At 59.3% G+C, this 13,672-nt stretch carries 14 protein-coding genes; 3 read left to right on the top strand and 11 right to left on the bottom strand.

Going from position 1 to position 13,672, the window contains the following annotated elements; genetic code table 11:
• Positions 1-12 precede the first annotated feature (12 nt).
• The 3 genes from SCL_RS04685 to SCL_RS04675 all read right to left on the bottom strand — a co-directional run bounded on the left by SCL_RS04685 (position 13) and on the right by SCL_RS04675 (position 3,377).
• Positions 13-1,680, bottom strand: coding sequence for a multicopper oxidase family protein (locus tag SCL_RS04685; RefSeq protein WP_197702713.1), 1,668 nt, complete (start codon positions 1,678-1,680; stop codon positions 13-15).
• A 155-nt stretch (positions 1,681-1,835) separates the two neighbouring features.
• Positions 1,836-2,555 (bottom strand): Crp/Fnr family transcriptional regulator, encoded by a 720-nt coding sequence (locus tag SCL_RS04680; RefSeq protein WP_096360147.1) that lies wholly within the window; start codon positions 2,553-2,555, stop codon positions 1,836-1,838.
• Positions 2,556-2,696: 141 nt separating this feature from the next.
• Positions 2,697-3,377, bottom strand: a complete 681-nt coding sequence (locus tag SCL_RS04675; protein ID WP_096361841.1) for a Crp/Fnr family transcriptional regulator — start codon at positions 3,375-3,377, stop codon at positions 2,697-2,699.
• A 203-nt stretch (positions 3,378-3,580) separates the two neighbouring features.
• Between SCL_RS04675 and SCL_RS04670 the strand changes: the two genes are divergently transcribed.
• Complete coding sequence (locus SCL_RS04670) at positions 3,581-4,147, top strand: CHRD domain-containing protein (RefSeq protein ID WP_096360146.1); 567 nt, start codon at positions 3,581-3,583, stop codon at positions 4,145-4,147.
• Between the two features lie 77 nt (positions 4,148-4,224).
• On the opposite strand, the gene bufA2 is transcribed toward SCL_RS04670, so the two are convergent.
• Both bufA2 and SCL_RS04655 read right to left on the bottom strand, forming a co-directional pair.
• Positions 4,225-4,512: a BufA2 family periplasmic bufferin-type metallophore gene (bufA2, locus tag SCL_RS14580; RefSeq protein WP_096360145.1), complete on the bottom strand. Its 288-nt coding sequence runs from the start codon at positions 4,510-4,512 to the stop codon at positions 4,225-4,227.
• Positions 4,513-5,268: 756 nt separating this feature from the next.
• Positions 5,269-5,952, bottom strand: a complete 684-nt coding sequence (locus SCL_RS04655; protein ID WP_096360143.1) for a Crp/Fnr family transcriptional regulator — start codon at positions 5,950-5,952, stop codon at positions 5,269-5,271.
• Positions 5,953-6,379: 427 nt separating this feature from the next.
• On the opposite strand from SCL_RS04655, the gene SCL_RS04650 reads away from it, so the two are divergent.
• Together SCL_RS04650 and SCL_RS04645 are read left to right on the top strand one after the other, a co-directional pair.
• Complete coding sequence (locus SCL_RS04650) at positions 6,380-7,294, top strand: cytochrome-c peroxidase (protein ID WP_197702712.1); 915 nt, start codon at positions 6,380-6,382, stop codon at positions 7,292-7,294.
• The gene (locus tag SCL_RS04645; protein WP_096360141.1) at positions 7,291-9,096 is read left to right on the top strand and encodes a DAHL domain-containing protein; all 1,806 of its coding nucleotides are present in this window, start codon (positions 7,291-7,293) and stop codon (positions 9,094-9,096) included. The genes SCL_RS04650 and SCL_RS04645 overlap by 4 nt, the downstream gene beginning before the upstream one ends.
• Positions 9,097-9,159: 63 nt before the next feature.
• Here the strand turns inward: SCL_RS04645 and SCL_RS14240 are convergent, their stop codons facing one another.
• The 6 genes from SCL_RS14240 to SCL_RS04615 all read right to left on the bottom strand — a co-directional run bounded on the left by SCL_RS14240 (position 9,160) and on the right by SCL_RS04615 (position 13,655).
• The gene (locus SCL_RS14240; protein ID WP_197702711.1) at positions 9,160-9,810 is read right to left on the bottom strand and encodes a Spy/CpxP family protein refolding chaperone; all 651 of its coding nucleotides are present in this window, start codon (positions 9,808-9,810) and stop codon (positions 9,160-9,162) included.
• A gap of 62 nt (positions 9,811-9,872) precedes the next feature.
• Positions 9,873-10,130: an SHOCT domain-containing protein gene (locus SCL_RS04635; protein WP_197702710.1), complete on the bottom strand. Its 258-nt coding sequence runs from the start codon at positions 10,128-10,130 to the stop codon at positions 9,873-9,875.
• A gap of 101 nt (positions 10,131-10,231) precedes the next feature.
• Positions 10,232-10,675, bottom strand: coding sequence for a hypothetical protein (locus SCL_RS04630; RefSeq protein WP_096360140.1), 444 nt, complete (start codon positions 10,673-10,675; stop codon positions 10,232-10,234).
• Between the two features lie 141 nt (positions 10,676-10,816).
• Positions 10,817-11,134 carry a hypothetical protein gene (locus SCL_RS04625; RefSeq protein WP_096360139.1) on the bottom strand — a complete coding sequence of 106 codons (318 nt, stop codon included), beginning with the start codon at positions 11,132-11,134 and terminating at the stop codon, positions 10,817-10,819.
• Positions 11,135-11,209: 75 nt separating this feature from the next.
• Complete coding sequence (locus SCL_RS04620; protein WP_096360138.1) at positions 11,210-11,602, bottom strand: DUF302 domain-containing protein; 393 nt, start codon at positions 11,600-11,602, stop codon at positions 11,210-11,212.
• Between the two features lie 139 nt (positions 11,603-11,741).
• Positions 11,742-13,655 (bottom strand): heavy metal translocating P-type ATPase, encoded by a 1,914-nt coding sequence (locus SCL_RS04615; RefSeq protein ID WP_096360137.1) that lies wholly within the window; start codon positions 13,653-13,655, stop codon positions 11,742-11,744.
• Positions 13,656-13,672 lie beyond the last annotated feature (17 nt).

Raw genomic sequence — 13,672 nt, 5'->3', positions numbered from 1 at the left:
AGTAAAATTTCGTTACGGTACGACGTCGAAGCGCACCATCATCGCATGGTCTTCGTGAACCGTGTTGTGGCAATGCATCATGTATTTGCCCAACATGTCGCGGAAGTTGATGACGACGGAGGCGCTGGACGGCGCTATCGATCCCATCATCCCGCTGCCCAGTTGGACGACGTCCTTGCGGCCGCGCTCTATGGCTCGCCGCGCGGCGTCCCCGCGCGCCAGAATGCGGAACTCCTCCAGGTGAATGTGAATCGGGTGCGACCACATCCCCATGCTGCTCAGATTCCAGCGCTCCACGGTGCCGCGTTTGACGACTGCGTCGACCCGGTTCAAGTCGAACAAGCGGCCGTTCACGGTCCAGGCGCCGCCCATGTTTTGAAATTGCCAGTTGCGCGTCACTGTCGCCGTGGGAATCGGCGGCAAGGGCCGCAGCGTCGCCGGCACCTGGCTCGGGTCGGCCGCGTTGCGGTCGACGTCGAAGCGCATGAGCTGGATCGGCGTGCCGAGCGTGCCGGAAGGGCCGCGGCCGCTCGTCTGGGCGACGTCGTTTTGCAACACGATCTGCGTGCCGATGGGAAACTGCGAGAAGTCGACCACGATATCGAAACGCTCGGAGGGCGAATGCACAAATCGGGTCAAGGTAGTGGGACTGTCCAGCAGGTTACCGTCGGTCGCGATCAGTTTGAACGACATCCCGTTGCTGAATTTTATGCCGTACCAGCGCGACGGCCCGCCGTTGTAGAAGCGCAAGCGATACTTACGCCGCGCGACCTTGAAATACGGCTGAATGACGCCGTTGACCGTGAAGCGGTCGCCGACGAAGCCGTTCGTGTCGTTTTGGTTGAAGATCAGCGCGCCGTTGGCGTCGAACTGCTTATCGGCGAGGAACAGCGGGACATCGTAGTCCCCGCTTGGCAGCCGCAGCGCCTCGGCAGTGGTGTCCGTCTCGTCGCCGGAATCCACCTTATCGAACAGGAAAAACGTCCCGACGAGCCCCTTATAGGTGTTGGCCGCGGTAAAGTCTACACGATGGTCGTGGTACCACATGCTTCCCAGCGCCTCGCGCGCATCGCCGCCCGCCAGCATGTGTGGGTAGTGGTGGTCCTTGTACGTGCCGGACGCGTAGAAATCGCCGGCAAAGCCGTCACTTTCCGACCCCGAATGGGCGTTGTGCAGGTGGGTGATAATCTTAGGGTCGCCGAAACCCGTGGACGTCACCGGCAGGTTGTTGCGGAAACGCACGATCATGGGCTTGCCATAAGTGCCCTTAAACAGCGGTCCCGGCACCATGCCGTCATAGCCCCAGGCCTTGTTCAGCGGCAGCGAGGGGTGAAAGCTGTGCAGGAATTCCTTGACGTTCACATCGTACAGCTCTTGAGCCGGGTACTGGCTGTAATACTGGAACTGGGAGGTGACCGGCGCGGGCGAGAGGGACGGTATCGTTGTCTTCACCGGCGGGAGCGGCATCTCGACGGTAAAAGGCGTGACCGGCGGGCTGGTGCCGACGGTACCGCCACCGGGGCCCATCAGGGCATTGGCTTGGGGCATTAGCACATCAGCAAGCATGGCGCCTTTCTTGGAAGTAAGGATATAGGGGGCACTGGCAATCAATCCACCGGCGGCTCCCAGTTTCAGGAAATGGCGGCGCGTTAATTTACTGCGGCTGACTTCGTTGGGCATGGTTGATAATCTCCCCGTTGATATGACCCTTTGCAGCAGGATGCAAGACAGGTCGCGTTATGAAAATTAGATCGAACTCAACGGGAAAAGTCTGCGTTATTCCAGACTTTAAAGACAGGAGAATCTCGGTGATAAAGTCGCCGACAGAGACAAAATCACTTCGGAGGCTCAGTCAACGGGGCACGACATTGAATAAAATCGTGCAGATCTTTAAATTTTTGAATACGGATTTCGCCGCGCGCGAGGCTGATCCAAGTTTTACGCTCGAACTCCTTGAGCAGGCGGCTGATCACCTCGCGCGAGGAACCCAACTCCTTGGCAATGTCGGAGTGCGTGATGCAGACGCAACCTTCCGAATCGCACGTCCGCGCGAGCAATAATTTGGCGAGCCTCACATCCAGGCGCTGAAAGACGATACCTTCCAACAACTGCATCATGTCGGTTAAACGACGCACCAGTGACGTCACAATAAAGTGACGGAACTCGGCCGAATCTTCGAAGGCACGCTTGAAATGCTCGGGTGGGATGCTGGCGATCTCGACCTCCGTTTCGGTGATGGCGGTCACCCGGTAAAAAGGGTTGCCGAAAAGCTGTGACACTACGTTGAAAAGACAAACATCCCCCTCTTCGAGACGATAAAGCGCGATTTCCCGACCCCGCTCCGACTTATAAATTTGGACACGCCCTTTGATGACGATCAAAAAACTGCGATTGAGTTCGTGATCGGAAAATAGCCGTCGCCGGGCATGTATGTTATGCCGCTGCGCCGCCTTAGTGGCTTCCAGCCAGGCGGGCTCGCGGATGGCCGCGAGTTCAGGGCAAGCGGCAAACCATGAGGGATCGGAATCGGACTTGGAGCGATGGAGCGCAAGCATAAAAATGCAATATCCCTCTTCAGCAAACGACCACGCGCGGCGCGTGGGGTCGATTCTTTATCTCTAGAAAACTACGACGGATCTCAGATGAAACTTTTATTACACATTGCCTTTAGAGATAAGGACTGTAAAGTGACTTAGTCACTTATGCATGGGGAAATGCTCCAGCGCGGTGCGCGACAGCACTTCGATATTCCCGCGATTGAGCCTGACCCAGCCATTACGCTCGAATTCCTTGAGCAACCGACTGATGACCTCGCGGCTCGATCCGAGGAGAGCCGCAAGTTCCTGATGGGTTTTATGCAGGGGACGATTTTCGTTCTCATCGGCTGCTCGTGCCAGCAATTGCGCCAAGCGGATATCCAAGCGTTTAAAGGTGATTTCTTCCAGCAGTAGCATCATCTCCCCCAAACGCCGTCCGATCATCGAAAAAATATAACGGCGGAAAGCGGGGGAAGCGGTCAAGGCATGCTCGAATGGTTGCGGTGGAATCACAACGAGCTGCGCGTCGGTTTCGGTCACCCCTTCCGCCGAATAGGTTATGCCGCCGAGCATGTTGGAAAGCGTGAGGACGCAAATTTCGCCCGACTCCACGCGATAAAGCACGATTTCTCGGCCGCTTTCACCGGGTATATGCACGCGCACGGTACCGGCAAACACCAGCACGAAGCTCATACAGGGATCTCCCGGCCGGAAAAGCACCGTCCCGTGGGGAATGGTCCGCACGCTGGCCGCCTTGACCGCCTCGGTCCAAGCACCATCGGAAATCTTGGCCAATTCGGGGAAACGCGTCAGCCACTTCGTTTCGATACGGTCACCCATCTTGCGCACCAGAGTATGTGGAAATACCTAGCAAACCATGCTGAGTTTGATGCGTTCATCATTGTATGCATCAATCCTCAATTTTATTTTTATGTGACCTTGTCACTTTCATATCGATGGGAAGTCAGTATTGTTGAATACGCTCCGCCTCATCTTGAAAATCATTTTTTAAATTCTTATCTGGGCTTGGAGGAGACATAAAAATGAAATCTTCTTTTGCATCCATAATTTCTACCGTCAAAACAAAAACACTTGTTGCGATCCTGGTTGCCACAACAGGACTATGGTGCTCGAATCCGGCGACCGCCGCGATTGTACATTTCCAGATCGCCCTGACCGGTTTTCAGGAGGTCAATGCGCCGAATCAATTTAACAACGGCGATACGGATGGATTCGGCGTCGCCGATCTGTTGATCGATTCGGGCACGAACACGATCGCTTGGCAATTTTCCGTGGCGAACATTGCTCTGCCGCTGACCGGCGCGCACATCCACCAGGGTGTCGCCGGCACCAACGGCCCGGTCGTCGTGAATTTCAATGCCCAGTTGAACGGAGCTGGCCTCGTCGATCCGGATGTCGCGAACGTCATCGCTAACCCGAAGGGTTTCTACATCAACCTGCACAATGCGGATTTTCCGAACGGTGCTATCCGTGGGCAGATTAGCGACCCACTACCCCCGAGCCCGGTACCGCTGCCCTCCGCAGCATGGTTGTTCGGCGCCGGACTGTTCGGATTGGTCGGCTTCGGTCGGTGGAAACGACATACTTAACGCTGAACTCTTCACCGGCGTCGTATAGCAATAGGATCTGCCGTTTCCTGCTAGGCGCATCGTTTTTTCCGTTAAGATTACTTAGGGGCGACAAGCTCTTTCGGTCTTCCGCCTTTGGCCTCACATTCCTCTTTGGTCATGGGCAAAATTCCTTGACCCTTGCAGGCATTTGCGCCTTTGCATGAATGTTCCGCCGTACCGCAGCGTCCTTGACCTCTGCATGCGTTGACGCCTGCACAATGAATGACGGCCTCTTCTTGAGCGGCGTGAGCGGACGGTGCCGCGAAAAAGAGTGAAGCCGCTGCCGTGGCGAGGACGATACCTCTACGTTTGTTGAAGAAGGATATGCTTCCCGTTGCATTCATGGTTTCTCCTGAACAAGTTGGATTTGACGTGCGGATATAGCCCTCGAAACTTTCAGAAAAATACGGTTTGCCGCCGAGACGCCGCCCATCCAGAAGGAGGCGGTGACAGCTCCTCCGGCTCGGAAATTTCTATTATTTTTTCACTGGTAGCAACTATCTTCTCTGCATTATTCTGACCACCCCACCGGTTGTCTCCGATATGGCACGTCTTGCGGTGGCGAATAAACTTTGACCATGATTCCTATTTTCTGGTCTTGATACATCCTGACGATTCTTTGAGGTGACCGCTCCTCTAAAGCGGCCGCCATGCGGGCTTCCCTGCTCTTTAAGAACTCAGCGCCACGGTTCTTTTTCATTTGAGTTTCCTCCAGCATCACTTGCGAAACTTAAAGAGCGCCTCGTGAGGACAACTTCCCTCAATGCTTTTCTTCTGGAACCGGATGTTTTCAGCATCAGGAGCAGGCATTTACCTCGCCGCCGAGTTTGTAACGTAAGGCACTTGGGCAAGGAATCTGGACACATCAATCAAAAATGGCAAGAACAACCCCAAGTAAAAAATAGGCGCCAAGAGAAAACTTCGGCGCCTCAACGACCAGTCGGGGATTGGTAACAGGGAGAGAAAAGCTACCGTACCCGAACCTTGGTCAGAGCCTGAAATCTTTCCCGGGACAACAAAGGGAGTCTATTGCTTCAGGCCCTACATGCCGTAATTTACAGAGGTATCGCTGACATATCTGCTACAAAAGATACACAGCATCAATCCCGCGATACCCGGGCCAGCGCCTCGGGCGACAACAATTCGATTTGGCTGCGGTGCAGGCGTATGCAGCCCATGCGCTCGAATTCCTTGAGCAGGCGGCTGACGACGACGCGCGTGGTGCCCAATTCGCGCGCCAGCTCCTCGTGCGTCATCGAAATAGCTTTCGATTTGTTGCGCTCGAAGAGCTGGCCGAGCAGGCAGGCGAGCCGCAGATCGAGACGCTGGAAGGTCACCTGCTCCACCACCCGCATGACGTCGCTCAGGCGACGCGCCAGCGTGGCCATGATGAAATTGCGGAAGGCTTCTGACCGGGCCATGGCGTTCTGGAAAAAAGGCATGGGGATCATGACCACTCCTACTTCATCCTCGGTCACGGCTTCGGCAGCGTAGTCCGTGCCGGCGAGAAGGTTGCTCAGTGTCAGGATGCAGATATCGCCGCTACCGGTTCGGTAAAGCGCGATCTCGCGTCCACTTTCCGAGCTTTCGTACACGCGTACCGTGCCGCGCGTGACCATGAGAAAATTTTGGCACGCGTCGCCGCGCCGGATCACGATCGTGCCCGCGGGCATCACCATTTCCCTGGCGGCGCGCAACGTTTCCAGCCAGGCATCATCTTGTATCGCCGCGAGTTCCGGAAAGACGGAAAGCCATTTATGGCCGGTTGATCCAGCGTTGCTCATGCCACTCTCCTCCAACCGATCTGTCTCGTTCTTCTGGCCGGGATGCAGTCTTTTTTGATGGGCTCCCCATACACCCGGCGGTATTGCTCACAACCAGGCAACATTTAAGGCAAACTCGGCTAACAAACAAGGCCAGACTCTCGATATGTACCTAAAGTTACACATAAATCCACCTGAATGATTCGCGACGGGCAAGCAATCGGCACGGCTTTTGCTGTATTTTTGAAAAGCCGATCAACTCTCTATGCCTTTCAAACCAGGACGACCGATCCATATCGCTGGCCATGGCCGAACCGCCGGACACCTTGCCTACCGACGAACGAGCAAGCCAAAAACATCGGCTACCAAGGCTGGATACGCCCTGTCGGCATTCATTGCCGGACTGGCCGCGCTGCTTTGCCTGATCACTGCGTCAACAGTAACAGCGGTGGTTGAAAATACCGAAACAGCCGGCACGGCCCTGAGCAACGAGCCGATTCAGCCGCTCCCGCCACCGCCTGCATTGGATCCACGCAAGCTCGCCCTGGGGAAGCAGTTGTTCCACGACCCGCGGCTGTCGCGTGACCAGAAAACTGCCTGCGCGACCTGCCACAACCTCAAGCTGGGTGGCGCCGACGGCAAGCCCCGCTCTCTCCGGCCGGGCGGCATGGCCACGCCGGTCAACACACCGAGCATCTTCAACGCCATGCTCAATTTTCGTCTGTTCTGGGACGGACGCGCGGGCTCGCTCGCAGAACATATCCAGGGACCGATGGAGGACACCGGCACCGACTGGGAGGTGGCGTTACAGCGACTGCGACAGGATGCTTCCTACGTCTCGGCGTTTTCGGCCGCCTATTCCGATGGCCTGACCGTGGCCGCCGTCCAGGATGCGCTCGTGACCTTCGAGCGCTCGCTGGTCACGCCCAACGGGCGCTTCGACCGCTATCTGCGCGGCGATCAGAATGCGATCACCGCGGAGGAAAAAGAAGGTTATCGCCTGTTCAAAGCCTACGGCTGCACCGCATGCCATCAGGGCGTGAACGCCGGCGGCAACATGTACCAGAAGGTTGGAGTGATGGGCGATTACTTCGACAAACGCGGCGACCTGACCCCGGCCGATCTTGGGCGCTTTAACGTCACGGGCCTGGAACGCGACCGCCACATGTTCCGCGTTCCGGGACTGCGCAATGTGGCACTGACCGCGCCCTACCTGCACGACGGCCGCATCAAGACGCTGGAAGACGCGGTCAAGGGCATGTCCAAATTCATGCTCGGACGACCCATCGAACCACGCGAGGTCAAGCTCATCGTTCAGTTCCTGCATACCTTGAACGGCGAATACGACGGCCAGCCGCTATGAATCATTCCCTCATCAAGCCGATCATGGTGTGGCTGGGTCTGGTCCTGCTCTCGGCAATATTGTTCGCCAAGACGCAGATCCACGACATGGAATCGCACAACCGTCTGGTCAACACGCTGGGTGAATTACAGGCGGTGGACGCGACGCTCAATCAGGACGTGATCCGCGCCCGTTACCGTTTGCTCGTCAACTACGATCCGCTGGTCGAGGCCATTGGAAAATCGGACCGGCTTCTGCAGCAGGTCCGGCAAACCCAGCACCAGAATCACGGGAAGGGGTCCCATTCCACGGAAATCGACACAAAACTTGCGCGGCTCACGGAAACCTTGAAACAAAAAGCCGTGCTCGTGGACTATTTCAAGTCCGACAACGCCGTGCTTAAAAACTCCCTGAGCTATTATCCCCTCGCGCTCCAGCAAATTTCCGTCGTCGAAACAACGATGGGCGCAACCAAGGTACGCCTCCCGGCCGGACTGCGGCAACTTGGGCCCGACCTGCTGGGCGGCATCCTGCAATATATCCAGAGCGGCGATCCGGAACGGCGCGAAGCCGCTGAAATGTGCGTGAACGCCGTGCGCGACTACGCCGGGACGCCGGCGCTGCGCCCCGGCGTGGAACACGCCGTTCGACACACCGAAATCATCCTGGAATACGCCGACAGGGTGGAAGCGCAGCTGGCGCAAATTCTCGCGTTACCGAGCGCGCGGCAGGCCGATGAGCTGTATCAGGCCTATGCGACCGAGCATGAACAGTCCATGCGCGAAGCCAATAATTATCGCATCTTGCTGTACCTGTTCTCCGTGCTCCTGCTTATCTACACCGCCTATATTTTTTACCGCCTGCGTGACAGCGTGCACGCTCTGTTCCGGGAGAAAGTGCGCGCCCAGGTGACGCTGCACTCCATTGCCGATGCCGTAATCACCACTGATGTCCAAGGTTGCATCGAATACATGAATCCGGTAGCCGAACACCTGACCGGCTGGCACACGGCGGAAGTAAGGGGGCAACCGATCGAGCGTGCTCTGCGCCTGACGCGAGACGCCCCATCTCACTCGGTGAAAAGCCGGACAACCGTGAGTAACGCCACGGATGAGACTGTCACCGACAAGAAACAACAGGTGCTGCTTACGCGCCGCGGCGGCACCCAGATATCCATCGACAAATCCGTCTCACCCATCCGCGACCAGGGCGGCACGGTGATGGGCGAGATCCATGTGTTTCATGACGTCACCGAGGAGCGCCGGCTCGCCTCCCAGCTCTCATGGCAGGCAACCCACGATCTTCTGACGGGGCTGGTCAACCGCCACGAATTCGAACATCGCGTGGAACAGGCGCTCGCGGATACCCGCGAACGCGGGCTGACACATGCCGTCCTCTATATCGACCTCGACCAGTTCAAAATCGTGAACGACAGCTGCGGTCACGCCGCCGGGGACGAGTTGCTGCGGCAACTCGGCGGACTGCTGGCGGCGAAGGTGCGCGACAACGACACGGTGGCACGGCTGGGAGGCGACGAATTCGGCGTCCTACTTGAAAGCTGTCCGCTCGAACAGGCGCGGCACATCGCCGACAACCTGCTGCATGCCATCAAGGGCTTCCGCTTCGCCTGGCGCGGCCGGCCGTTCGACATCGGCGCCAGCATCGGCCTGGTCGCAGTGGACCGGGCGAACGCCGACTTGACGGAAGTCCTGAGCGCGGCCGACATGGCCTGTTACGCCGCCAAGGATGGCGGACGCAACCGGGTGCATCCGCACGACGAGACCGACCCACTCTCCATTTCACGGCGCAACGAGATGCAATAACGCCGTGGCTTCAGCCAATCACATAACCAAACGACCAGCTTCGCGCCCGTCACATCCCACCCGCTACCACATCATCCAGCCCTGACCGTAGTAACCGCGCAGCTGCTCCTTCTGCTCGGAAGTCAGCACCGCCTCGATGCGGTTTTGCGCCTCGACCGAGGACTCCAGCATCTGGCGCCGCAGGTCGTATATGCGTTGCTGTTGCTGACCGATCGCGGCCGGGTCACGTTTGCCCGAGGCGTACACATCGCGCAGTTTCACGCGTTCGTCGTTCATCTTACCCATGAGGTTCCAGTGCTTCTTGCGCAGCTCGTCCTGGATCTGCGTGATTCGCTTCTGCTGCGACTCGTTGAAACCGAGCGTGCCTCCGGGGCCATAGCCGCCCATCATTCCGGGACCCATCATCATGCCCGGCCCCATTCCCATCATCCCCATGCCCATTCCCGGGCCCATCATGCCCATCCCACCGCCCGAGCACCCATCGTCCATCATTCCCATCATGCCGGGTCCCATGCCCATACCAGGTCCCATCATCATGCCGGGTCCCATCATTCCCTGGCCCATGCCATAGCCGCCCATCATGCCGGGGTGCATACCGTAACCCGGCCCGTATCCGCCGGCCGGTTGCTGCGGGTCGGCGGCCGGAAGCGCGGCGGTGGCGGTCAGCAATGCGAGCGCGGTAAGCGCTTGAACAATTGGTTTCTTGCGAATCATGTCAGTCTCCTTTCAATGAATCTGCGATTGCACAGTTTGCTCCCTTCCTTTCCTGCGGCGTCTCAGCGCCGCTTCAAATCGTCACGTTTCTGAAGGTACTCCTCACGGTTGATCTCGCCGCGGGCATATCTTTCCTCCAGCACTTCGAGCGCCCGGTTCCGGTCCTCGTGCGATCCGGTAGTGGATCGCGCGCTGCCCGAGAACAGATACTTGACCGCCACCGCGGCCAGCACGATCACGACCAGCAGCGGAATCAGCCAGAACAGCGTCATGCCGAGCCAGCCCCACCCCATACCCCAACCCATGCCATAGTCCATCATCGTTTCACCTCCTTCGAAAAACCCATTACTCGTTTCGCCATCTGCGTAGCGCGGCGCTGGAGCAAGAGCCGGCCATCGATACAGCTCTTGCTCCACCGATTTCACGGCATCGGTACGGGCGCGACCGGCTGCGCCTTGTGCGCCTGCATCTCGGTGGCCGTGACACCGGTGCCCGTGCCCAGGCCGTCGTCGTCTTCGTAGATGACGTCGATCACCACACCGTCGTCGAACTCCAGCGTATAGGTATTGCGTCCGCGCGCGTGCGGAATCTCGTAGACCCAACCCTCCTTGCTGTTTGCCAACGTGACTATCTTGTGCGGCGAGCCGTGGCGCGAAAACGCCACCTGTTTCGTGATGACGCCCAGCGGATAGTCGCACAGCGCGATCTCCGGCTCGGTCTTCGCACTGAAAGCCGGTGGCACGGCAAGCCGGGGGTCCGACAGCTTGCCGTCGTACTCGGGGTTGGTTTCGCCATAGACGTTCGTCTCGGCCAAACTCGTGGCCGACAAGAGCGCGGCACAGACAAGAAATAATATGCGGATCATGACCTTCTCCTTGGAATGACCGGGCGGCCGCGCGGTTCGCGGCACGCGCCGGATATCTCACAGTCTTGAAACTCGCCCGGTCAGCAAAAGCCGTGCGGGCACTCGGACGGCGCGAGCGGATGCCCGCGCGGATTCACGGGATCAGGCGATGGGAGGATGGATCGGCGGTGGCGCCGGCAGGAAGACGTACGGGTCCGCGCCAAACCCGCCCTCGAAAGTGGACAGGAGGCTTGGCAGCAGAACCTGGGAAACAGGCAATGTCACAAGGCTGACCCACCCAGGACACCATTGGCCGCAGGCCGGGGTGGTGCTGGTGGAGTCTTCGGGCGCCGGATCGAACGGTTGTGTCATACCGGCGCCGGAGTCCGAAGGATCGCTGAACGCACAATTATCAATCGCCCATGCCATGTTCAGCGTGAACAGCGATACGATGAGGAACCATGTGATGGTGCGAAACATGTTGAAAAATTACCGTAAAGCCTCGCGCCAAACTTTGATTCTGGTCAAATTCACAAGTGCAGCGATGGACCGGTTCTAAACCGCCTGCAGCACCCGCTCCAGCTTCTGCCGCACCTCGCGCGCGAGTTCCGCGATGGCCGGCTTGTCCACGAGATCGAGCACCGCGTTCGGGTCCATGATCTCGACTAAGACCGCGCCGGTCTCGTCCTGACGCACCACGACGTTGCACGGCAACAGCAGCCCGATGGAAGGTTCAGCCGCGAGCGCGCGGTGCGCGAGCGGCGGGTTGCAGGCGCCGAGAATACGGTAAGGCGGCATCTTCTGGTTGAGCTTTTTCTTGAGCGTCGCGGCGACGTCGATGTCGGTCAACACGCCGAAACCTTCCTTCTGTAACTCCTGTGTCACGCGTTCAACAGCGGTATCAAAACCGAGCTTGACGGTCTTGCCGAATCCGTACTTCGTGTCCATGGAATTTCCTCGATTATGTTTTCAATTGGAACTGTTCGATTGCTCATGTTTCACGGCCTTCATTTTTCACCTTTTTGGCCGCCACTATGGGCGGAAGTTCCACCAAATCTGGCGCTCTCTTCCATCTGATGTCGTTGATCTATGCATGGCTTGTCGATCCCCGTCCCGCCCGCAATCCGTTGACCACCGCCAGCAATTCGCTCGCCTCGTGCACCAGCACCGTCAGCGCCACGCTCAGGAATCCACCGAGGGCGAGCGGGATCATGACCGTGAGAATCAGAATCGAAAACACGATGTTCTGCGCGCTCACGCGCCGCGCTTTCCGCCCCAGGTGCAGCGCCTCAGTCACCTTGGCGAGATCGTCGGCCATGAGCGCGATGTCCGCCGCCTCGATCGCCGCATCCGTGCCGGCCGCGCCCATCGCCATCCCGCAGGTGGCGGCGGCGAGCGCCGGGGCGTCGTTGACACCGTCACCCACCATGAGCACGGCGCCATACTGTTTCTGCAATTGCTGCACCGCGGCGACCTTCTCATCGGGCTTGAGCCCGGCGCGCACGTCGTCGATGCCGAGCAGGCGCGCCACCGCGTGCGCCGTGCGCGCGTTGTCGCCGGTGAGCATGGCGGTGCGGATTCCGAGCGCATGCAGCCCCGCGATAGTTGCTTTGGCGTCCGCCCGCAGGCGGTCCTGCAGCGCGACCAGCCCGTGCACGCCGGCTTCGTTCCCGATCAGCACCACGGTCTTGCCCTGTTCCTGGAGCGCGCCGATGCGCTCGCGCGCGCTTGCGAGGTCGACGCCCAGCCGTACGAACAGATCGGGATTGCCGATGTGCCACGGCTTGCCGTCGATCCGGGCTTTAACGCCGGCGCCCGTGAGGGCCTCGAACGCCTCGGCGGGCGGCGGAGCAATCCCCCGTTTCCGTGCCTCCTCGACGATGGCGCGCGCCAGCGGATGCTCCGAGAAATGTTCGAGCGCCGCGGCCACGGCGAGCAGTTCCGGCTCCGAACCCTTCAGCGCGGCAATGTCGGTGACGACCGGCTCACCGTGCGTGAGCGTGCCGGTCTTGTCGAAGGCGACCGCGCGGATGACGCCGAGATGTTCCAGGTGCGCACCGCCCTTGATGAGGATGCCGCGCTTGCCGGCCGAACCGATGCCGGCGGCCATGGCCACGGGTGTGGACATGATGAGCGCGCAGGGCGCGGCAGCGACGAGCAATAACACCGCACGCGCCGACCACTCGGCGAGCGGCAGATTCATCAACCATGGCACCACGAGCAGCAACACCGAGCCCGCGAGCACCGCCGGGGTATAACGCCGGCCGAAGCGTTCGATCCATTGCTGGGCCTTGCCTTTTCTTTCCTGCGCTTCCTCGACCAGATGAATGATCTTGGAGAGCGAGTTGTCGGCGAACGCCGCCGTGGCCTCGATTTCGAGCGCGCCCTGCTTGTTGATCGAGGCAGCGAACACCTTCATGCCCGGTCCTTTGTCCACCGGCGCCGATTCGCCAGTCACGGGCGATTCGTCGAGGCTGGAATTTCCCGAACGGATGACGCCGTCGGTGGGCAGCGCCTCGCCCGGGCGCACGACAAAGATGTCGCCGGCCTTGAGGCTCTCGGCCGGAACCGTGCTCTCTTTGCCATCGCGCAGGACGCGCGCCTCCTTCGGCGCGAGATCGAGCAGCGCGCGGATGCTGGCGCGCGTGCGCGCGTAGGTGTACTCCTCCGTGCCCTCGGCCGCGCCATAGAGAAACACCAGCGCCGCAGCCTCGTCCCACAGGCCCAGAATCCCGGAGCCGGCGGTGGCGGCGATCATCAGTATCTCGATGCCGACTTCTTTGTCTTCGATCAGTTTCTCGATGCCCTCGCGCGTCCAGTGCCAGCCGCCGAGCGGGATCGCAAGCCAGTAAAAGATGTTTTCGATACGTTCCGGAAGAAAGCCGAGATGCGCCAGCGCGAAACCCACGGCGGCAATCAGGCCGGCGAGCAGCGCGTTGCGCAGCGGGGGATAGAGCCACCAAGGGCCTTCAAAACCGTGGTCATCGGAACTTTCTGTCATGGGTGTCACGACTCCTT

Source organism: Sulfuricaulis limicola, from assembly GCF_002355735.1.
In the GTDB taxonomy this organism is placed as follows: domain Bacteria; phylum Pseudomonadota; class Gammaproteobacteria; order Acidiferrobacterales; family Sulfurifustaceae; genus Sulfuricaulis; species Sulfuricaulis limicola.
Note: the sequence above shows the minus strand (reverse complement) of the source record. Positions and strands in the feature narration are given on the sequence as shown.

Bases quoted from the DNA above. Each gene is read 5' to 3' on its own strand.
- SCL_RS04685 (WP_197702713.1), bottom strand. From the start codon at position 1,680: ATGCCCAACGAAGTCAGCCGCAGTAAATTAACGCGCCGCCATTTCCTG.
- SCL_RS04680 (WP_096360147.1), bottom strand. From the start codon at position 2,555: ATGCTTGCGCTCCATCGCTCCAAGTCCGATTCCGATCCCTCATGGTTT.
- SCL_RS04675 (WP_096361841.1), bottom strand. From the start codon at position 3,377: ATGGGTGACCGTATCGAAACGAAGTGGCTGACGCGTTTCCCCGAATTG.
- SCL_RS04670 (WP_096360146.1), top strand. From the start codon at position 3,581: ATGAAATCTTCTTTTGCATCCATAATTTCTACCGTCAAAACAAAAACA.
- bufA2 (WP_096360145.1), bottom strand. From the start codon at position 4,512: ATGAATGCAACGGGAAGCATATCCTTCTTCAACAAACGTAGAGGTATC.
- SCL_RS04655 (WP_096360143.1), bottom strand. From the start codon at position 5,952: ATGAGCAACGCTGGATCAACCGGCCATAAATGGCTTTCCGTCTTTCCG.
- SCL_RS04645 (WP_096360141.1), top strand. From the start codon at position 7,291: ATGAATCATTCCCTCATCAAGCCGATCATGGTGTGGCTGGGTCTGGTC.
- SCL_RS14240 (WP_197702711.1), bottom strand. From the start codon at position 9,810: ATGATTCGCAAGAAACCAATTGTTCAAGCGCTTACCGCGCTCGCATTG.
- SCL_RS04635 (WP_197702710.1), bottom strand. From the start codon at position 10,130: ATGATGGACTATGGCATGGGTTGGGGTATGGGGTGGGGCTGGCTCGGC.
- SCL_RS04630 (WP_096360140.1), bottom strand. From the start codon at position 10,675: ATGATCCGCATATTATTTCTTGTCTGTGCCGCGCTCTTGTCGGCCACG.
- SCL_RS04625 (WP_096360139.1), bottom strand. From the start codon at position 11,134: ATGTTTCGCACCATCACATGGTTCCTCATCGTATCGCTGTTCACGCTG.
- SCL_RS04620 (WP_096360138.1), bottom strand. From the start codon at position 11,602: ATGGACACGAAGTACGGATTCGGCAAGACCGTCAAGCTCGGTTTTGAT.
- SCL_RS04615 (WP_096360137.1), bottom strand. From the start codon at position 13,655: ATGACAGAAAGTTCCGATGACCACGGTTTTGAAGGCCCTTGGTGGCTC.